Annotated in this window: 15 protein-coding genes; 9 read left to right on the top strand and 6 right to left on the bottom strand. The window is 60.3% G+C overall.

The window, feature by feature from the left end:
- The first annotated feature begins 15 nt into the window (after window positions 1-15).
- Entirely contained in the window at window positions 16-1,743 is a 1,728-nt protein-coding gene (locus GUY37_RS07240) for a DUF885 domain-containing protein (protein WP_208094790.1), read from the top strand.
- A 66-nt stretch (window positions 1,744-1,809) separates the two neighbouring features.
- On the opposite strand, the gene GUY37_RS07245 is transcribed toward GUY37_RS07240, so the two are convergent.
- Window positions 1,810-3,315, bottom strand: coding sequence for an amidohydrolase family protein (locus GUY37_RS07245; protein ID WP_166823933.1), 1,506 nt, complete (start codon window positions 3,313-3,315; stop codon window positions 1,810-1,812).
- Window positions 3,316-3,595: 280 nt separating this feature from the next.
- Between GUY37_RS07245 and GUY37_RS07250 the strand changes: the two genes are divergently transcribed.
- Genes GUY37_RS07250 through GUY37_RS07260 form a run of 3 tightly spaced genes read left to right on the top strand, consistent with a single transcriptional unit; the run spans window position 3,596 to window position 7,134 of the window.
- A complete protein-coding gene (locus GUY37_RS07250) occupies window positions 3,596-4,300 on the top strand; it encodes a GntR family transcriptional regulator (protein ID WP_166823936.1) in 705 nt (234 codons plus the stop codon).
- A 26-nt stretch (window positions 4,301-4,326) separates the two neighbouring features.
- Window positions 4,327-5,487: an NAD(P)/FAD-dependent oxidoreductase gene (locus GUY37_RS07255; protein WP_166823939.1), complete on the top strand. Its 1,161-nt coding sequence runs from the start codon at window positions 4,327-4,329 to the stop codon at window positions 5,485-5,487.
- Window positions 5,488-5,517: 30 nt separating this feature from the next.
- Window positions 5,518-7,134 carry an AbgT family transporter gene (locus tag GUY37_RS07260; protein WP_166823942.1) on the top strand — a complete coding sequence of 539 codons (1,617 nt, stop codon included), beginning with the start codon at window positions 5,518-5,520 and terminating at the stop codon, window positions 7,132-7,134.
- Window positions 7,135-7,320: 186 nt separating this feature from the next.
- Here GUY37_RS07260 and GUY37_RS07265 read toward each other — a convergent pair whose 3' ends face one another.
- Window positions 7,321-8,121 carry an IclR family transcriptional regulator gene (locus GUY37_RS07265; RefSeq protein WP_228278417.1) on the bottom strand — a complete coding sequence of 267 codons (801 nt, stop codon included), beginning with the start codon at window positions 8,119-8,121 and terminating at the stop codon, window positions 7,321-7,323.
- 76 nt (window positions 8,122-8,197) lie between these two features.
- Between GUY37_RS07265 and GUY37_RS07270 the strand changes: the two genes are divergently transcribed.
- The 4 genes from GUY37_RS07270 to GUY37_RS07285 are packed head-to-tail and all read left to right on the top strand — an operon-like array spanning window position 8,198 to window position 12,485.
- Complete coding sequence (locus GUY37_RS07270; protein ID WP_166823948.1) at window positions 8,198-9,379, top strand: 2-dehydro-3-deoxygalactonokinase; 1,182 nt, start codon at window positions 8,198-8,200, stop codon at window positions 9,377-9,379.
- The gene (locus GUY37_RS07275) at window positions 9,372-9,986 is read left to right on the top strand and encodes a 2-dehydro-3-deoxy-6-phosphogalactonate aldolase (RefSeq protein WP_166823951.1); all 615 of its coding nucleotides are present in this window, start codon (window positions 9,372-9,374) and stop codon (window positions 9,984-9,986) included. Before GUY37_RS07270 ends, GUY37_RS07275 begins: the two co-directional genes overlap by 8 nt.
- Before the next feature lie 35 nt (window positions 9,987-10,021).
- Window positions 10,022-11,170: a galactonate dehydratase gene (gene dgoD / locus GUY37_RS07280; protein ID WP_166823954.1), complete on the top strand. Its 1,149-nt coding sequence runs from the start codon at window positions 10,022-10,024 to the stop codon at window positions 11,168-11,170.
- Window positions 11,171-11,180: 10 nt separating this feature from the next.
- Window positions 11,181-12,485 (top strand): MFS transporter, encoded by a 1,305-nt coding sequence (locus GUY37_RS07285; protein WP_166823957.1) that lies wholly within the window; start codon window positions 11,181-11,183, stop codon window positions 12,483-12,485.
- 3 nt (window positions 12,486-12,488) lie between these two features.
- Here GUY37_RS07285 and GUY37_RS07290 read toward each other — a convergent pair whose 3' ends face one another.
- Window positions 12,489-13,181, bottom strand: a complete 693-nt coding sequence (locus tag GUY37_RS07290) for a DUF6994 family protein (protein ID WP_166823959.1) — start codon at window positions 13,179-13,181, stop codon at window positions 12,489-12,491.
- A gap of 216 nt (window positions 13,182-13,397) precedes the next feature.
- Here GUY37_RS07290 and GUY37_RS07295 point away from each other — a divergent pair, with 216 nt between their 5' ends.
- Window positions 13,398-13,898 carry a HepT-like ribonuclease domain-containing protein gene (locus GUY37_RS07295; protein ID WP_228278418.1) on the top strand — a complete coding sequence of 167 codons (501 nt, stop codon included), beginning with the start codon at window positions 13,398-13,400 and terminating at the stop codon, window positions 13,896-13,898.
- A 98-nt stretch (window positions 13,899-13,996) separates the two neighbouring features.
- Here GUY37_RS07295 and GUY37_RS07305 read toward each other — a convergent pair whose 3' ends face one another.
- From GUY37_RS07305 to GUY37_RS07315, 3 genes are read right to left on the bottom strand one after another with little or no spacing between them, the layout of a single operon-like run.
- Entirely contained in the window at window positions 13,997-17,209 is a 3,213-nt protein-coding gene (locus GUY37_RS07305) for a helicase-related protein (RefSeq protein ID WP_166823962.1), read from the bottom strand.
- Window positions 17,206-19,044, bottom strand: a complete 1,839-nt coding sequence (locus GUY37_RS07310; protein WP_166823965.1) for a phospholipase D family protein — start codon at window positions 19,042-19,044, stop codon at window positions 17,206-17,208. Before GUY37_RS07310 ends, GUY37_RS07305 begins: the two co-directional genes overlap by 4 nt.
- Complete coding sequence (locus tag GUY37_RS07315; RefSeq protein ID WP_166823968.1) at window positions 19,044-20,288, bottom strand: DUF6361 family protein; 1,245 nt, start codon at window positions 20,286-20,288, stop codon at window positions 19,044-19,046. Before GUY37_RS07315 ends, GUY37_RS07310 begins: the two co-directional genes overlap by 1 nt.
- Window positions 20,289-20,428: the final 140 nt, after the last annotated feature.

The following is a 20,428-nucleotide window of genomic DNA, read 5'->3' on the forward strand; positions in this document are numbered from 1 at the left end:
ACGAGGAGTAGTCACGTGCCCGAACACCATGATCGTCTCAACGATTGTGCCGAGGTCTCAGCGACGAGCCGACTGCTTGCCGAGATCATCGACGCCGAATGGACGTGGAGGGAGGCCGAATTCGGGACGCTGTCGCACCGAGCGTCCGTCGTCGACTTCCTGCCCGATGTTTCGGAGAAGGCGCAGCTGCGTCGCCGGCAGATGTGGGAGAAGACCCTCGGCGAACTCGACGCGCTCAGAACCGCTGACCTCAGTGCTGACGAGAAAGTCGACTTCGACGTCTACCACCAGCAGCTGACCACTCTCGTCGAGGCGCAGCGCAACCGCATGTGGGAGCGTCCGGCGACGGCGGATTCCGCGTTCTGGCGTTCGATGGCCTTCGACGCCTATCGCCTGGTGCTCGAGGATGCAGAGTCGGCAAGAGCGTATCTGCGCATGCTCGCCGACATCCCTCGGTACTTCGACCAACAGATCGAGAATATGCGGGCCGGGGTGGCGCGCGGTTTCGGTCCGGCACGCGTGTGTATGAGTGGGCGGGAGGAACCGGTGCGGGTCATCGCCGAAGCCGAGGACGTCACCGAGCTCTCGTTCTTCGGACCGTTTCGGCGGATCCCGCCAGTCGTACCCGGGCAGGTTCGCACCGAGCTCCACGAGGCGGCCGCGCATGTCCTTTCGACCGAAGTCGTTTCCGCCTACCGGAAGCTGCTCGATTTCCTGACCACGGAGTATCTGCCGAACCTGCCGGAGTCGATCGCCGCGGTGGACCAGCCGGGCGGCCTCGAGTTCTATCGGTCGCAGATCAGGGAGTATTCGACGACGGAGCTCAGCCCGCAGCAGATCTTCGACATCGGACAAGTCGAAGTGAAGAAGATCCGGGAGGAGATGGACGACGTCGCTGCCGAGCTCGGCTATCCCGGTGACCTGCCGGGCCTGTTCGAGTTCATGCGCACGAGCCCGCGTTTCTATGCAACGACGAAGCGTCAGCTGCTCGCCGAGGCCGCGTACACGTGCAAGGCCTTCGACCGGGTCGTCCACCAATACTTCGGACGGCTGCCACAGCAGCGATTCGCGATCATGGAGACACCGGCGGAGATCGCGAAATTCGATACGTTCGGCCGCGGCGCTCCCGACCGGTACCTGCTCAATACGTACAACCTGCCGGCCCGACCGCTGTATTCGCTGCCGTCACTGACCCTGCACGAATCCGCGCCGGGCCATTCGTTCCAGATCTCGCTGGCCGAGGAGCTCGAGCTGAAGGACTTCCGGCGACTCTATATCTCAGCCTTCGGTGAGGGCTGGGGCCTCTACACCGAGCGGCTCGGTGATGAGATGGGGATGTATGAGACACCGTTCGAACGCATGGGAATGCTGTCGTTCCAGATGTGGCGAGCCGTGCGCCTCGTCGTTGACCCGGGCATGCATGCGCTTGGATGGAGCCGGGAGCAGGCGCAGGACTTCCTGCGGGAGAACACAGCGATCGCCGAACATGAGATCGTCACGGAGATCGATCGGTACATCTCTTGGCCGGGTCAGGCCACGGCCTACTACCTCGGGCAGCTGACGATTCAGCAGCTGCGTCAGGAAGCCGAGGAGACGCTGGGCGAAGACTTCTCGATCAGGGACTTCCACGACACGGTCCTCGGGATGGGCAGCGTTCCGCTCACCGTGCTGCAGGCGCATGTGCGTGCTTACATCCGGGCGGCAGCAGCTAAGCGACAGACTCAGGCGGCTGCCGGTCACTGAGGACCTCGCCTCTGAAGACGTCGATCCCGGCCGGACATGAGTCCGGCCGGGGCCGAGCTATGGCGGTCAGTTCTGGGCGGACTTCTCCTCGGCGACCATGGCCTTCACGTCGTTGCGCAGTTCGCGGGCGTCGTAGACGATGCCGGAGCGCAGGGTGAAGTCGACACCGCCCACGCGGTTAAGGCCGGATTCCTCGGCGCGTAGGTGACCGTGGCCGTAGAGGATCTTGAAGTTACTCAGCGGGTTGTCCTTGACGATGAGCAGGTCGGCGATCTTGCCGGGTTCGACGGAACCGAGTTCGTCGTCGATGCCGAGAAGCACGGCGCTGTTCAGTGTGGCGGCGCGGACGACTTCGAGGGGGTGGAAGCCTGCTTCGAGGAGGAGTTCGAGTTCTTCGATGAGTCCGAAGCCGAAGACCTTGTAGATGAAGCCCGAATCCGAGCCGGCCGTGACCAGGCCGCCGAGGTTCTTGTAGTCGTTGACGAAGGACATCCATTTGACGTAGGCGTGGCGCCAGGCGATCTCGTCTTCGCTCGTCCAGTCGCCCATATAAGAGCCGTGTTTGTCGGCCGAAGGTTGGAAGAACTCCCACAGGGTGGGGGAGGTGAATTCGGAGTGCCATTCGGAGGTGCGCACGCGGGCTGCATCGCGGGAACCGATGTAGATGTTGAAGGTCGGGCTCAGTGCGGTGCCGAGTTCGAGCAGTTCGTCGAGCGTCTCCTGCCAGGCGTCGCTGCCACGTTCGGCGGTCTGCAGCCACAGGTGTGCACCTTGGCTGAATCGCTGGGGTTCGCTGTTGTGGTTGTAGTAGGTGGGCACGTGCTGGAGGGTGCGGTCGCGGAACATCGCCTCGGGGATGCCATACCAGTGTTCGATACTGTTCAGTCCCCACCTCGCCGAGGTCAGCGCGTTGACCTGCGCGGCCCGGCGTTGGTCGTGATGGCAGGCGGTCCGCAGGCCACGTGCCCGTGCTGCTTCGACGGCGGCTCCGAACACGGTGGGGGAGGTGCCGAAGAACTTCACGCCGTTCGCACCGCGGTCGGCGACTTCATTGACCCATGCGGTCGCTTCGTCGGCGGTGACCGGTGTAGGCCCGTCGAGGGTGCCGGCCCGCAGGGCTGGGTAGATGTGCAGGCGCGGGGCCGCGATCTCGTTGGCTGCGGCGCGACGGGCTTCGTCCATGGTCCAGTCGAGCCCGTTGAAGGCTCCGAGTTCGCGGATGGTGGTCACGCCGTGGCCGAGCCAGAGCTTGTAGACGTAGTCGGCGTTCGGGGCCTGGTCGGGCTTGCCGATGTGGGCATGGGAGTCGATGAGGCCGGGCATGACGTAGGAGCCGTCGAGGTCCATGACTTCGGTGCCGTCGGTCGAGGGACGTTCGGTAAGACTGCTTGCTCCGTTCGGTTCCCAGATTCCGGTGATCCGCTCTCCGTTTACCACGATGTCTGCGGGACCGTACGGTGCGGCTCCAGTGCCGTCGACGATCATGACGTCTCGGAGGATGAGTGTGTCGAATGGTCCGGTGCCTGATGCTCTGTCGGTGGCAGGGGTTTGAGCTGGGGATCCAATCGTCATCGGTGGTCTCCTAAGGATCTCGGAATTGATCGGCGCACTCGCCTTTGAGATGTTCGATTCAATTCACACTATCCGAGTATTCGCTGGTCAGCACAATGAGCTCGCCAGACAGAACTCGTTCTCTTTTCGAACTCGGAGCGGCCAAATCGGTGGTCAGCCGTGGGGCTACGCCAAAGCTCTCGTCGTTGCAAAGACGGTGCTGCCAGACATTGGGTAACGATGTTCCGTCTCCTTTGAATCTCAACTTGTTAGGACAAGTGCATAGATGTATTGTCAACCCATGGACGATTTGTTTCGGAGCATTCAGCGAGACCTCCAACGGCAGATCCGCTCAGGAGAACTTCCTGAAGGAGCGAAACTCCCCAGCGAGAATGAACTCTGCACGCGGTACTCGGTGAGTCGGCCGACGGCGCAACGAGCTCTCAACGAGCTTGCCGCCGATGGGGTCGTCGTACGCCAGAAGGGACGCGGGACATTCGTCGCGACCTCGCGGAAGCAGATCAATCTGCTGTCGTTCACCAACCCGGCCGTGGCCCGTCACGGAGGGCCCGGACGGCACGAGGTGCTCTCGGCCCAGGTGACCGTCGCTTCCGACGCGCTGCTGCCGCTTCCCGGAGTTGAGGCCGACACCGCAGTCACCGAAATCGTCCGTTTGAAGTTCGATGCTCTCGAGCGTCCGCATGCGTTGGAGACACACGTCATCCTGTTCTCCGCCGCCCCGACGATCCTTCGCCAGAAGCTCGAAGACCTCGTCATCCTCGACCACCTGCAGTCTCGTGAAGTCGATGTGGATACTATTCGCGTCTATCTGGAGCCGACACTAGTCAGTGACCGTGAAGCCCAACTGCTCACGTGCGAGTCGGGAACACCGGCTCTGAGGCGTCGCCGTGAGCTGCGTGCACCAGACGACCAAGTGCTGGAGACGACAGCAACCTTGGTCCGACCGGGGACCTCCGAATTCTTCATCGAACTGCCCGCCAACTGACAACGAACGAATATAGAGGACCTCATATGCACATCATCGTCATCGGCTCGGGGATGCTCGGGCTCAGCACCGCCGACAATCTGGTCAAGTCAGGTGCCGACGTCACGCTCGTCGATGCTCGAGACCTGGGTGCCGGCACCTCCGGCACGAGCTTCGCCTGGACGAACGCCAATGGAAAACTCGACTCCGCTTATCACGAACTCAACATCGCCGGAATGAAAGAGCACTCCCGACTCGCCGACACTCTGCCGGGGCCGCGCACGTACCATCGATCGAGCGGACTGCAGATGGCCGATGCGCGCCAGGCACCGAAACTGGAGGAAAAGATCGCTCGCCTCAGCGAGCTCGGATATCCATCAGAGCTGCTCTCAGCCGATCGCGTAAGCGAGATCGCCGGAGACATTTCAGTTCCTGAGAACATCGAACTGATCGCGCATTTTCCATCAGAAGGATATGTGCTCACCGAACAGCTGCTGCACAACCTTCGTGCACACGCTGTCGAACATGGCGCGAAGCTGGTCAGAGGAACAGTCACCGAGGTGGACGAAGGTGGCGCTCAAGTCGAGGTCCACCTCGGCGACGGGCGTGTGCTCTCAGCAGATCGAGTCGTGCTCGCCACAGGACGCTGGACGCAGGCGCTGGCTCAAGCCTCAGGATTCGAGACTCCGATGAACGATGAGATTGGTCGGGGATCTGCGGTGACGGGTCTCCTCGGCTATGTGAGGACGAACTCGACGCGGGTGAAGGCAGTCGTGCACACGCCCGAGCTGAATCTGCGACCGGGGGAGGACGGAACGATCGTCGTCCAGGCTCTCGACCTCAACCCGCAAGTCGACCCTGCCGCCCCACCAACTAACGAAGGACCATTTGCCAAGGAAATGGCAGAGAGATTCACTGCGGTGACCAACGATTCAACGCCCAGCCTGATCGACCTTCGCGTGAGCTATCGGTCCCTGCCTGCCGACGGTTTCACGATCGCCGGATATGCGGCGGGGCTATCTCGTACCTACTGCCTCGTCACTCACAGCGGGATCACACTTGGCCCGCTGCTCGGCCGTCTGGCTGCCGAGGAGCTCGTCGCCGACAGCCAACAGGACTTGCTTGAGAATTTCCGCCCGACCCGGTTCGAATATGCCACGGCGACCGTCGGCCACCTGGGCCCGCCACTGCAGCTCGGCGATCAATAACACCACTTTCATGTCGATCAAAGGAGACCGATGACTTCACGAATCACCGCCGAACCCATTGCGCCGGAGCGACTCCCACTGCTGTATCGAGCGATCGGCTTCATCGAGCGGATCGGAAATCTGCTTCCGCACCCGTTCTGGCTGTTCTGGATCATGGCTCTGCTGCTCGGCATCGTCAGCTGGGTGCTCTCGGCGGCCGGTGTCTCAGTGACGCTGCCCGAGTCCAATGAGGTCGTCGAGGTCAAAAACCTGCTGTCGACCGATGGTCTCAAGTACGCCATCGAATCGGCGCTGGACAATTTCACATCCTTCCCGCCCCTAGCGGTCGTGCTCGTGGTCCTACTCGGTGTGAGCGTCGCTGAGAAGAGTGGCGTGCTCGAAGCCCTCATCCGGCTGACGATCATCAGATTGCCCAAACGGTGGGTGACTTTCGCGATCGCCTTCAGCGGAATGATCGCCCACATCATGGGCGATGCGGCCTACTTGGTGATGATCCCGTTGGGAGCGATGGCCTTCAAGGCTGCGGGACGGAGCCCAGTTCTCGGCGTGATGGTGGCTTACGCATCTGTATCCGCCGGTTTCAATGCGAGTCCACTTGTCACTCCCTCCGATGCGATCCGCTCTTCGCTGGCGTCGGCTGCGGCCCAGACAGTCGACTCGAGCGCTTCGATCACACCGGTAGCAACCTATTTCTTCTCGGCCACCTCGTCGCTGCTTCTCGCCGTGATCATCACCCTGGTCGTGGAACTCGTGCTCGCACGCCGAGAGGACTTCAAGGCCCCGGCAGAAGAAGCCGCGAACGACGGTGGAAATGCCGACGGCGAAGCCACCGCCAGTGAAGCCACCGGACACGGTCGACCCGTGGAGGAGCGCACCGAGTCGATTTCTCTCGACAACAGCCAGACTCGCGGCCTGTTGCGGGCAACGGCAGCCGGAGTGGTCTTCATCGGCGCAGTGGTCGTCATCCTGCTGCTGCCGGACTCACCATTCATCGAATCCGGCCAGCCGCTGGTCGAATCGATGGTCCTCGATAACATCGCGATCTTCATCTCTCTCTTCTTCACTCTGACGGGGATCGTCTACGGATACAGCACCAGAGCATTCACCACTCTCAGAGCTGTTCCTGACGCGATGATCGCGGGTGTGATCAATCTTGCGCCCGTCATTGTCCTCTTCTTCGCCGTGGCCCAATTTCTTGCATACTTCAGCTGGACAGGAATCGGTTCGGTACTTACAGTCAACGGCGCAGATCTGCTCCAGAGGCTCGAGGCCCCACACCTGGTCGTGCTCATTGTCATCATCGTCGGAGTGGCGTTTATCAATATGATCGTGACGAGTGGTTCGGCGATGTGGGCGATTTTTGCACCCATCCTCGTACCGATGATGATGTACTACGGTGTTCGCCCTGAGGCCGCTATGGTGTCGTTCATGATCGGAGACTCAGTGACGAATGCCGTGACACCGATGAGCGCCTATTTCGTCCTCGCGCTCGGATTCGTTCAGCGATATCGTAAGGACGCGGGGATCGGCACACTCATGGCCTTCACGGTTCCGCTGTCGCTCGCGATCCTCATTGGCTGGGGCCTCTTCTTCTGCGTGTGGTATTTGCTGGGCATTCCGCTTGGCCCCGGGGTTGTTCTTCACTGATTTTGGAATCTGTGCTGGCTGAACGCGCTTATGGGGTCAGAGCGCCCCGTGAGTATCTGCGGGCTCGGCGGTTCAAGATGGTGATTCCAAAGAAGAGCACCCCGGAGGTACCGCGGGCATCGTGGCGGTCATCGACCAGCGTTCAGCGTCGTTATCGACCGACCAACAAGAATTGCGGGGCCCGCATTAGTTGCGACCGCCTAGCCGGTCGCGATCGGTGCCATACCCCAACTTCACCGAGATCTCTTTCGCCGCAGCCTTCATCACCGGCACCAACGCCTGCATCCGATCCTTCGGCATGAAGGGACGCGTCGCCGACAGTGAAATTCCGGCGACGATGTCTCCGCTGCCGTCCCGAACCGGCGCAGCCACACACCGGATCCCCGGCTCATTCTCCTCGAGATCGAGTGAGGCTCCGTTGCGGGTGTAGCCCTGCATCCGCTTGACGAATGCATCCACCGCAGCGGAGTCCGCGCCAGAGTTCTCTGCAACGAACAAACGCTCCCACCGGTCATCCTGCCCAAGCAGCAGCGCCTTGCCGACACCGGTGCGAGTCATCGGCATCCTGTGACCGATCCGTGAACGCATCTCGGCTCCACGGGTACCCGGAATCTTATGGAGATAGAGCACCGACTCACCATCCTCGACCGAGAGATGGATCGTGTCCTGAGTCCGTTCAGCCAACGCCTCTAGGCTCTCCCTGGCTACGACCGGCAGCGGATCCTGATTGAGCGCGGTGAAACCATACTCGATCAGCGTCGGCCCGAGCCGAAACTCTCCCGGCGACCCATGCCGCAGATACCCCATCTGCACCAACAGTTGGATCATCCTGTGTGCACTTGACCGACCGATACCCGTCGAATCAACGATCGACTTCAGCGTCGTCGAGCCATGAGCCACGGCGCTGACGATCCGCAGCCCTCTGGCCAGGGTCTGAGTGCCCTGCGGAATGGCTTCGCCGATAACAGTTCCAGAATCCTCGATCATCATCCCAGTATGTCACCCATCCCACATATAGGGACACCGGTGGCGCATGGTGGAACACGTGCCCATAGTGGCTTCTATGGCTAAACTGGCACCACCCGAGGCCCCACAGATGATCGGCCTCGACTGGGGAACGAGCTCGCTGAGAGCTTTCCTCATCGGCAGCGACGGACAGGTCCTCGCAGAACGCAATGGTTCCGACGGCATCATGGCCGTCAGCTCCGACACCACAGACCTCCGAGGCGACTTTTCCCGAGTCGCTGAAAACGCGGCCGGTGATTGGCTCGCCAGCTACGGCCCCCTGCCGATGCTCGCCTGCGGAATGATCGGCTCAACACAGGGTGTCGCCGAGGCGGGCTACCTCGAATTGCCCACCGACCTCAGCGACATGGGCGGGGAACTGACGACGGTCAACCTGACGACGGGTGACCTCCACATCGTTCCCGGCCTGCAGAAAACCCCGACCGAGGCGACCGCTCCCGACGTCATCCGCGGGGAAGAGACCCAACTGCTCGGCCTCCTCGGCAAAGACTCAACACAGGGTGTCGCCGAGGCGGGCTACCTCGAATTGCCCACCGACCTCAGCGACATGGGCGGGGAACTGACGACGGTCAACCTGACGACGGGTGACCTCCACATCGTTCCCGGCCTGCAGAAAACCCCGACCGAGGCGACCGCTCCCGACGTCATCCGCGGGGAAGAGACCCAACTGCTCGGCCTCCTCGGCAAAGAAGAGGACGAACCCAGCACGGTGATCCTCCCTGGTACCCATACCAAATGGGTGAGCTGCCACCGACAACGAGTCACCGACTTCAACACCTCGATGAGCGGAGAGCTCTTCGGCCTGCTCAGCACGTCATCAATCCTCAGCCGCCTCGCTGAGCCCACCGCGGGCTTCCACTCCGAGGCCTTCGATTGGGGACTGAACGTCGGAGGCGACAACCCCGCCGCAGTGACGTCCTCAATCTTCTCGGCCCGAACCTGGGCCCTGGACGGACGCCTGCGCGCCGAAGAAATCAACGACTACCTCTCGGGAATACTTATCGGCGCCGAGGTAGCCCACCAGCTCACCGTGGTCGCCGAGTCGAGCGCCCCCGTCATCGTCTGCGGAACCACAGACCTGACGAAACGCTACACCCGCGCACTGCACCGAGCGGGTCGAGAGACGATCAACGCGAATCCGCGCGCTGCTGCCACCGGTCTCTTCCGTATTGCTGAACAATCCGGCCTCGTACCGACCAAGGAGCACACTCATGCCTGAAACTGTCCCCACCGGCCTCATCGCCATCCTCCGCGGTGTCCGCCTCGACGAAGTCCTCGACATCGCCGAAGGCATCGTCGCCGCCGGGTTCTCCGCCATCGAGGTTCCGCTCAACTCACCCGACCCGCTCGACTCGATCGCCGCGCTGGTCGAACGGTTCGGCAATGACCTGGAGATCGGTGCCGGCACCGTGCTCACCGCCAACCAGGTCCGCGAGTGCGATCAGGCCGGTGCCCGCATCATCGTCGCCCCCGACACAGATACCGAAGTCATCCAGACCGCGCTCGGGATGGGACTCACCCCATACCCGGGAGCCGCGACGCCGACCGAGGCGTTCGCCGCCATCAAGGCAGGCGCCACCAAGGTCAAACTCTTCCCCTCCTCGGCGGTGGGGATCAGCGGGATGAAGGCCTGGAGCGAGGTGTTGCCTACCGGCACCGAACTCTTTCCCGTCGGGGGAGTAGGAGTCGACAACGCCGCCGAATGGCGGGGCGCCGGAGCCGCGGGCCTGGGCCTGGGGTCCTCGCTCTATCGCCGAGGCGACCGCCCCGATGACGTACGCGTGCGGGCCGAGGCGATTGCCTCGGCGTGGGCTCAATCCTTCTGACCTCAACGACGATCACCGAACGAAAGGCAAGAACAATGAAGATCACGTCGATGACGACGTTTACCGTGCCGCCGAGGTGGCTCTTCCTCAAGATCGAAACCGACGAGGGGATCGTCGGTTGGGGTGAGCCGATCATCGAGGGCAAGGCCGCCACCGTGGCCGCCGCCGTTGATGAGCTCTCCGACCTGCTCATCGGCAAGGATCCGGCGAACATCGAGGACCTGTGGACGATCATGTACCGCGGTGGCTTCTACCGTGGCGGGCCGATTCTCATGAGCGCGATCTCCGGCATCGATCAGGCGCTGTGGGACATCAAGGGCAAGGCGCTTGGCCAACCTGTGCATCAGCTCCTCGGCGGGAAGGTCCGGGATCGGATCCGCACCTACTCGTGGATCGGCGGAGACCGTCCAGGCGACACCGCCGCAGCCGCACTCGAGACGAAGAACCGCGGATTCACCGCCGTGAAGATGAACGCCACCGAGGAGCTGCAGTTCATCGACTCGTACACCAAGGTCGACCAGGTCATCGAGAACGTCCAGGCGATCCGGGAAGCCACCGGTGAGGACTTCGGCATCGGTGTCGACTTCCACGGTCGAGTGCACAAGCCGATGGCGAAGGTCCTCATCAAGGAACTCGAACCCTACCGGCTGCTCTTCATCGAAGAACCTGTGCTGTCCGAGCACTTTGGTTCGCTGCGCGACGTCATGGCGAACACACCGACACCGATCGCGCTGGGGGAGCGGCTGTTCTCTCGGTGGGACTTCCGCGAAGTGATTGCCTCGGGCGCCGTGGACATTATCCAGCCCGACGTTTCCCATGCTGGTGGCATCACCGAGACGCGGAAGATTGCGATGATGGCCGAAGCCTACGATGTGGCACTCGCACTGCACTGCCCGCTGGGGCCGATCGCACTCGCCTCCTGCCTGCAGGTCGATGCCGGCAGCTACAACGCCTTCATCCAGGAACAGAGCCTGGGGATCCATTACAACACGAGCAACGACTTGCTCGACTACGTCACCGACCCGTCGGTGTTCACCTACGACGACGGCATGATCGACATCCCGTCAGGCCCCGGACTCGGCATCGAGGTCAACGAAGAGTACGTCATCGAACGCTCCGCTGAAGGACACCGGTGGCGCAACCCGATCTGGCGCCACAGCGACGGCTCCTTCGCGGAATGGTGAGGAGAGACCGATGACGAAGCTCGATAATCTGAAGGTCACTAAACCGACTCGAATCCGCTACATCATCGCGGTTCTCCTCTTCATCACCGTCGTCATCAACTACATGGACCGGGCAAACCTGTCCATTGCGATGCCGGCACTGTCTCAGGAATTCGATCTCACCACGGGGCAGCAGGGTCTGCTGCTCTCGGCGTTCGGATGGACCTACGCTGCGATGCAGCTGCCTGGCGGATGGCTCGTCGACCGAGTCCGACCGCGAGTCCTCTACGCCTCCTGCCTCGTGCTGTGGTCGCTGGCCACCCTGTTTATGGGAATGTCCGGCGGATTCGTCGCGCTCATCATTCTGCGGCTCATGGTCGGCGGCTTTGAAGCACCCGCGTACCCGATCAACAACAAGGTCGCGACCGCATGGTTCCCGGAGCGTGAGCGCGGTCGAGTCATCGCCTTCTACACCTCCGGGCAGTTCATTGGTCTCGCACTGCTCACCCCGGTGCTCTCATGGCTGCAGACAGTGCTCACCTGGCACTGGGTGTTTATCCTCACCGGTGTCGTCGGCATCATCTGGGCCGCGATCTGGTGGTTCGTCTACCGCGAACCGCGCGACAAGGCCGGCGTCAACCAGGACGAAATCGACCTCATCGCCTCAGGCGGGGGACTTGTCGACGTCGAAAGCGGCGTGAAGAAGGAGGCGAAGCCGAAGCTCAAGTGGTCCGACGTCAAGGTCGTGCTGACGAGGCGGAAGCTGTGGGGCATCTACCTCGGCCAATTCTGTCTGACGTCGACGCTGTGGTTCTTCCTTACCTGGTTCCCGACCTACCTCGTCGACTACCGCGGAATGGACTACATCGAGTCCGGATTCATGGCGTCACTGCCGTTCATTGCAGCTCTCGTCGGTGTGCTGCTGTCAGGCACGGTCTCGGACCTTATGGTCAAGCGCGGCTTGTCACTCGGAATGGCCCGGAAGCTGCCGATCATCATCGGCCTGGCGATGACGGTGTTCATGCTCGGCGCGAACTACACGGACTCCTCGGTGTGGGTCATCGTGTTCATGTCGATCGCGTTCTTCGGCAATGGGTTCGCTTCGATCACCTGGTCGCTGGTGTCTGCGCTTGCACCTGAGCGACTGTTGGGTCTGACAGGAGGCATGTTCAACTTCATCGGCAACCTCTCGTCGATTGCAACACCGATCGTCATCGGCTTCCTCGTCACCGACATCGACTTCGCCCCGGCGTTCGTCTACATGGCCGCCGTCACCATTGTCGGTGTGCTGTCTTACGTGTTCCTCGTCGGGAAGGTTGAACGCGTCGAGGAGTAGGTATTACTCCAGACTCCGGACGATCCGACGGTTGCGGGCTTCAATAAACTCATTGTTCGCCTGCAGATAGTCGATGAGATCGCCCGGAGTCTTCGGCACAGCCGGGGTGGAGAAATCATCAAATCGATGTAGAAACCTGATCTGCGAAGTCTGGCTGTCCCAGAGGTCATCGAGGAGGAAGAACTCGACGTACTCCGGGAAGCTCGAGAACAGTTCGAAGAAGTCGGCGTATCTCTGCAGCGCGGTTGCCAAAGGGCTCGCTTCACCGAGATAGTGACGGCGGATGCATTCGAGAGTGAGGTCGAAGCGGTCCGCGATGCGCGGGTGGAACCCCCTTGCACCATTGATTGTGGAAGCGCCATCAATGCGATTGCCGGGAAAGATGATCGCGCTGCCGATCGTATAGCCGAGATCAGGCGGCAACGATGCAGACGGAATCTCTTTCACAACCTTGGCGGCGCGGCCCTTCAGCCGTGTCGTGATCGCATCACTGGACAGAGCGAATCGCCCGAGACTTGACTCGTGGAGAAGATAGGCGTTCTCACCTTGAGTCAGTGTGAAGGTATGACCTGTTGGCAGTTGCTTGCTCCAGAGCCTCCGGTGATATTCGCGCAGTGTGGGGCTCAGCAGATCAGCGTCTTTTCCCGGAGGAGTGTCGGTGCGGAAATCGAATCCGACGTCAATCGTACTTTCCATATCTGAGCGACCAGCCTCCAAATCGGTTACCGGGGCAGTGAGAACGGCGCAAGGGTGTCAAGTCTATCGGGAACTTGGCCTAATCGTCTGATTCGTTCCAGGTCAGAGCGCGTACTTTTCGCCTGAGCACATCCTGGGGAGAGAAGTCGACCTCATTCCCCGCAACGGGCTCAAGGCTTCGGTGTCAGAAACGGCGCTGCTCGATGAGGTTCCGCTGTGACCCGTGACCCGAAGTGGCGGCTGCTCGACATGCTTTCCGCGTGTGAGGCCATCACAAGCTATCTGCAACGTGTTGGTTCGGACGAAGACATGATGTTTGACGCGATCAGAGTCCGACTGATCGAAGTCGGCGAAGCAGCGAAAGACGTGCCTCAGTCTGTGTTCGCCGGCGAGCCTTCGATTCCGTGGGCTGAAATCATCCGAATGCGCGATTCGCTAGAGCATCGATACTTCGACACATCAAGGACGATCGTCTGGGTGACAGCCCGAGACGACATCCCCGAACTGGAAGCGGCCGTTCGCAGGATCGTCGCTGGCCTTGGCGGCCCTGAAGTCGGTGCCGGACAGCTAGAGCATCCGGTGAGTGAAATGGCTGGATTTGGCGTCGGTCGCTCACGCGGTGGGCTGACGACGAAGATGCACCGTGCCGTCGACCGGAATGGCCGCCCTCTGGCAGCTGTCGTAATCAGAGCGATCTGGACAGGGCAATCGCGATGAACGAGACATGCCATAGACGAATCATATGGTCAGGCTCAAACGTGACGAGCTTGATCGACTGAATGCAACAATCTGAAGATCCGGAGAATTGAGAGCCATCATGTTGAGCGATTCGAGTTCGGCGGCGACAGATCGATTCGCAAATTGGACGTATGAGGACCTAAGAATCGGATGAGCTCCTCCTGCCGGGGTTGTCCTAAGACGAACCGGTATGCTCCGACGGTCCGCACGAGGGAACGGTACTGACGGCTTTCCCGGCTCAGAGGCATCGCTGGCACATACCGCTCGATCTTCGCTTCACCGTCCTTCACCCAATATGGGTCGAGGAGCGAATCGCCCTCGGGACGCGCCGCTTCGGCCGCGCTGAACATCCGATCCCACGGGTCCTGGACGGTTTCTCCAAGCGCATACTCTGAGTATTCATCGGCAACGTTCTTCCGAACAGCATGGCCTTTGTACCTGTGGACTCGTCCCTCTCGTTGTTCAAGATCCACGGGGTTGGAGGGGAGATTCCAATGGACGACAGCGTGACTGTACGTATGGAAGTCGAGACCTTCCTGCCCCACAGAGGTGCTTGCAAGGACAAACGGCCAGAACGGAGAGTTGAAGCTTTCTCTTACTGTGGCTTCACGTTCCGATGCGCCTTCGTTTGATTGAACGCGGCCGAAGCGTGCCGCGATATGCGAATTTACTTGGCGCGTTTCAACGGTTGCTTGTCCATGTTGGTGACGGATGTCGTGGATGCTGTTCGGCGCGGTCCGAGTAGATGCGGCGCGGTGAATCTTGTCTGACAGTCTGTACGCTCGCTCGGCGGTGGAGAGCCCATTCAGCTCTGGGCTGAGCGTGTGACTGTATTCGTCCAGAACAGCTTGAAGGTTACCATCGAAGCAGTATCGAAGAACTTGCCTCCAATATGAATCGACGTCATCGCTCGAGTCATTTGTCGCTCCCCGAACGATGGCCATCAAGGTCGGTCGGTTGAAGAGGTTGCGCATGCCAAGTGCTGCGTGTAGAGCGTGTTGCCTTACCTCTGGGTCGTACAGCGCATCGGCGTCCTCCGATATGCGCGCTATTGCACGCAGCGCGCAGATTCCGGGAGCTGCGGCAGCGACCACTGTGAGCACAGTAGCGAGATCCTCTGGTGGCGGACCCAGCTCCTCCAACAGCGGGTTGAGAGCCCATTGTGCATGATCGGACAGTCGGCTTCCCCCGTCGCCCTCCGACCACCCTTCATAAGGGATCTGAGAATCCCACCCCTCACGGGATGCAACGGCGTGATCAAGAAGAAAGGGCGCGACACCATACCAGCGACGGCGAAGTCCCTCTGCTCCTTTTTGAGGGTGGATGCCAGCATCGTTCAGCATCGCTTTTATCCGGGCTTCCACGTTCTGTCCGTAGTTTTCAAGATCTAATGGCAGTCCCTGCCCGATGTCTTGCGCCACTGTGAGTGGGTCGCCTACTCGGGCAAGCGTGGGAGAAGGGTAGACCACACTGAGGTTTGGCAGGTTTCGAGGAAGATCTCGCTCCGCATCCCACCCGAACCTCAAAGGCGGGGATGTTGTTCGGTCATCATATGCTCGTCGCTTCTGCGACTCAGACGATGATGAAGCAACAGCGAGCCTCTCCACCTCGTAGCTCACAAGCGATGCGATCGTCTTCGGAACGACATTCCACGCGGAGAAGATCAGTTTCTTGGTGAAACGCTGTGCTTCGTTGGTTGAATACGCCCCGCCTGGTTCGAAATACGGAAGTGAAGGGCTGATCCAAGCCAGCTTCCATGCGCCGCTGGATGTGAGATCCCCAATCAGCGCACGCAGTTTCGGATTGGCAGGGTCGACTCGCTTGTATTCGCGAATCGATGTCCACGACAGCAGAGATGTCTTATGACTGCGAAGGGTCTCGAGCAGTTCTCCGTTCTGAGCTTCGAGCTCGCTGAGGAACTTACTCTGTGTTTGGTACCCAGTCGGGTCCATCATGTTGTGCGTATAGGGGCCTGATCTCCAATACTCAAAAGCTCCGCCCGTTCCTATGACACGAGAGATGTCATCGAGGGCCCGCCATCCCTTGACATCGGGAGGAGTCAGAACGAGATCGCCGAACACCTTTTCTTCCAGCATCCCGTCCGCGTCGGCAGTGGCTGCAAGGCGTTCTGTTCTGGACATGACTGAACGCAGAGCCCGTTCCGCATCACTTCGAGCACGTTCTGCTCGTTCGATTCCATCGTCACTGTCAATCAGGATCCCTTTCCTCATCACGCTCAAGGATCGAGCGATCGCCTGAGCCTTCTCCCGTCCGGCTAAGAAGGAAACGGTGTCAATGAAGTCCGTGTAGTGATCGTCGCCCTCGGCTTCATCGGGCAACGTGTACATCTTGTACGGGGTTGCCGACAGGACCAGAGTCTTCGCTCCTTCGCCGTTGATCACTCGGTGTGCCAGCCTCTTGGCTTGGGGCACGACAGAGGAATCGTCGTCAGCGAACAGGTTCTTGAAGCGTTGGAACTCGTCCAAAATGACTAGGTCAGGTTGAAGCTGTTCAAGAGCCGCATTCGCCATCGCAACTCGCATGCGAGCGATGATCGGGTATCGGGAACGACGCAGCTCTTTCGTTCGATGCGGAGTATGCGCCCACCTCGATTGATGATCGAACAGCTCCTCGAGGAAAGGCTGCCCTTCAGCCCCTTGCTCATCTTCGAGGTGCGAACGAAACGAGCCGATGATGTCGGCTGACACCGGTTCCTGACTCTGTGCCGACGAGAGCTCCTCGTCGAAGGTCTCGACCGCTGCTCTTCCCGCAAGATAAGTGGACCATGATCTGCGTGAGAACTCCCTTTCAGGAAAGGCACCGGCGAGCATTTGGTGCAGGAGAACCCGCTCAGCCACCGTTCCGGCGCCAGTTCCGAAGTTCAGAGAAGTTCCCGGTGTGAACGCGATGACCTGTACTCTGTGTTCGCCGGCGCTGCCCATCGTTCGCGGCAACAGGGTGAGCCGGTCCGCATTCGCCTGCACTTCGCCCTCGGTGAGTTCGGCCAGGCGGGCAAGGTTCTGGCGTGCGATCTGCTGATTTGAGCAGATGTAGACGATCGTGATCGGTTTGTCAGCTCGTTCCGAAGCTTCCCAGAGATGATCGATAGTAAGCGCGGCGACGCCTTTCGCGACCATCGTCTTGCCAAGGCCGACCTCGTCTGCGACAAGGAATCTGTTCACTGCATCGTCGTCGCTCCACAGGCGCGCATATACGTGTTCAACTGTTGCGCGTTGGAACGGTTTCAGCCCCGCGAGAATCGATTCGACGTCAGGACGCTCTTCATTCATGAAAATCCCTCCGGGGAGACCGACTCGAGCACGACGTCCCACATGGCGAGAAAGTCAGACGGAATCCGTTCCTCTGCCTCCGGCATGCTTCGAAGTTCATCAATCTGCTGCGCGATCTTTGCGAGCTCGCGGGGATGCCGAGTCGCTTGCATGAGCGGTTCGAACAGCACGACAGGTGGAAGCCCGCTATCGGGCGGTGAGTCGCCCTCTAAAATCATCGATGTGGAAGAATCCGAATCTCCCCGCACTTCCGACTCCAAGCTGTGTGTCGTGGGATCGAGTCCCAACAGCAGCGCGAGATAGCGCAATACGCTGGCCGGGTTCGAGAGGATTGCTGCCAATGCAGCCTTCCTCCGGTCGACAGGATCGCCTGTCAGCTCACAGGTAATCACACACCGGCGGGTGACAGTGCCCGAACCGTATGCGGCAGTCGTCTCGACGGCAAGGAACGCCGTGATGCTGACCGGAGCGACGGTCCACGGCCGGTCCGTTCGCAGGTCTCGCGCGTCCGTATCGACGGTGTAGAGCCACACCTGAGTAGTTTCGGAGAGGTCATCGTCCGGTGGCTCCAATATCAGTTCAGCAGCCACCGATTCCGCGTCGACGATCGTCAGATTAAGTACAGGCTTGCTTCGGGCAAGCTGACGGTGGAATCTCTCAATCCGGTAGCGAACGTCGCGCTCAGCGTCAGATTCGGGCTCCTCCCGATCAGGTGTGTATGGCTCAATGATGGAGGACAGCCCCACTGTTCCGTCTCCAGCGCTCAATACCGCGTCGACTCCTGTGGACTTCGTGGGGCCGTGCAGAAGAACATCGAACTCCACGTTCCGCGTCCAAGCGGATTGAGTGAAGTTCGCGCTCCCGGTCACTGTCAGCGATTCGGCATCCTGTAAGTCAATGATTGCAGTCTTCGCATGAAGCCCGGTCTCATGACCCCACGCCGCAGTCGGATGGGCTCTATCTGTGTCGGGTTCCGCCTCGTCGTCGGGGCGATCGGCTGCCGGATTCAAGACGTACGTGTCCCAGGATTCCAAAGCTTTGCGTCCGAGTGCGTTCATGGAATCGGCTCGCGAGACCAACATCGCGTCGGGAGCACCAGCTCGAGTGACTTCAAGCTGCGTTGCGGCAAGGAACGGACTGATGACAAGGGTTCGTGTCGCAGATTGCGGGAATGACCACGAAGACTTCCCGAGGCCCATCGGAACCAGCTCTGCTCGGGTATACGGTGACGGCGCAGCCAGCCGAACAGCGGATAGCGATTCCGCAAGGTCTTCAACCTCATTCCTACGCTTGCAAGAAATGGGTCTGGTGCTCAGTTCGGGAAGAGCTCCGATGAAGTCTGCAACAGGGGTCGCGTCGATTGCGCCATCCGCATCCTCTTCAAGCACCAAAACTGTGTCCCATGAGGAGTCTTGCGTGAGGTTTCGACTTGTCACAACGACCCGATGCTGGAATTCGTTGTCTTCGTTCACGTAACGGACTGCCCACACTTTGGGGTGGAAGCTGCCCTCTGGGTTTGGAGGTTCCACTTCCAGGACGCTGTCTTCGAGAAAGGTGAAGATCCTGCTGTGGGATTTCGGGATGTGTATTCCGCCAGCCTGGACGAACACTGTAGTTCGGTCAACGTAGCGCTGCACTGCATCCAGAGTCGCGATCGGATTGCTCGTTGCCGCGGTCCCAATGTCATCGACACTTGCCATGGCGAAAGACATCGGTGCAACGAGTATCGACTCCAGGGTCAAGGAATAGGTCGTCGCAACTGCGTAGTCGATCTCAAATCCAGGTGGTGGACGCAATGCGTCGGTCAGGAGCACCTGGTTGTCAGGGGTGAGCATCAGTCGGCGGTCCTTGCGTCATAGAGATCTTGCAGGTGCTGGGCTACGTAATTCCATCGGAAATTGTTGCGACCAGTGCCAGCCGCTCCCGACCATGCGTCAAGCGCTCGACGGTTGCCAGGCGCGAGACGGGCACGCGGCCCCTTCTTCTCGCGCTCCCGGGAGACGATTCTCTGAATGACGTCAGCTGATCCGATGAGTTGGTCAGCAGTCCCCGCAGCGTTGACCGACGCGATCCATTCGCGCACGAACGCGATGGTGGATCGGGACAGTGCCCGACCAGTGGCAGTTACCATCAGCCAAATCAGATTCTGCTCCTCAAGAGTGGGAGCGCCTTCCCGCCTCGTCTCGTCGAACCATTCCCGGATTTGGTTGACGTAGTGTTCTTCGTATGAGGTTTCATCGTCTATGTAGCGCTCGGTCCGCCGGGCAAGGACGAGGTTATAAACGAGGCTGGCCCCTTGAACGACGATTGCGTACCTATTCGCGCGAGAAACAAGGCCCTGCAGGGCCTCTGGAAGGTCAGCCACGATCTCAGGAGACGCGAAAGAATCGGGCGCCGTCTCGAAGTCAGTCCATGATGTCGGCTGGTTCTCGACCAGATGCGCTAGAAGAGAGTCTGGGGCATTATGAATGATCGCTTCTCTCAGGAACTTCTCGTCCTGCGGTCGCAAAGTGAAGTCAGCAGCGTTCAGCAGGTCGGGTGGTGCTGTGGGGAGCCTTTCGTGTAATCCGGTCGGGGTGAGTTCCATTGCCGCTTCGGGATCATCTGCGCGAGGAAGCACGCGTTTCTCCTCTCGCCGAAGTATGCAACGGTCGAAATACTCCCGCGTGGTGAAACCGCGGTCGATTACTCCCCAGGTCGAAAGCATTCCCCAGTAGACAGCCGAGGCCCTGCGTTTGAGGTCCGCGCCGGCCACTCGCCCGATCACCCCGGCTGATTCCCCTCCGTTGAGCAGCGACTGAGTCAGCTGGAACTCGCTGCGTGCGAACGCCCCGGACATCTCCGGCACTGTCGCATTGCGATCACTCGCCAGCTGCATCAACCACGGCACGAAGAGTGCGTACCGAATGCGAGTGTGCAACGTCGACGTTCCAGGGAAGAGCGTGTCTGAGAACGCATCACGGATCCCGCCGAGGCCGAGGTCATCAATTGTCGTCGAATCACGAAACTGGTCTACAACTTCCATCATGCGACGGCTTTGCTCTGCATCCGTCGCCATCCAGCCGAACACTGAAGTCATAGACTCATCCTCCGTTGTGACAAGACTCATGCGCGAATTGCCGTTCCGCAATTGGCCTTTTCCTCATCCACAAAATCACATCTGACGCTAAGCGTCGAAATTTTTGGCGAAACCCCGGTGTGCTACTACTGTCGTCATCA

It is taken from the genome of Brevibacterium limosum, from assembly GCF_011617705.1.
Taxonomy (GTDB): Bacteria; Actinomycetota; Actinomycetes; order Actinomycetales; family Brevibacteriaceae; genus Brevibacterium; species Brevibacterium limosum.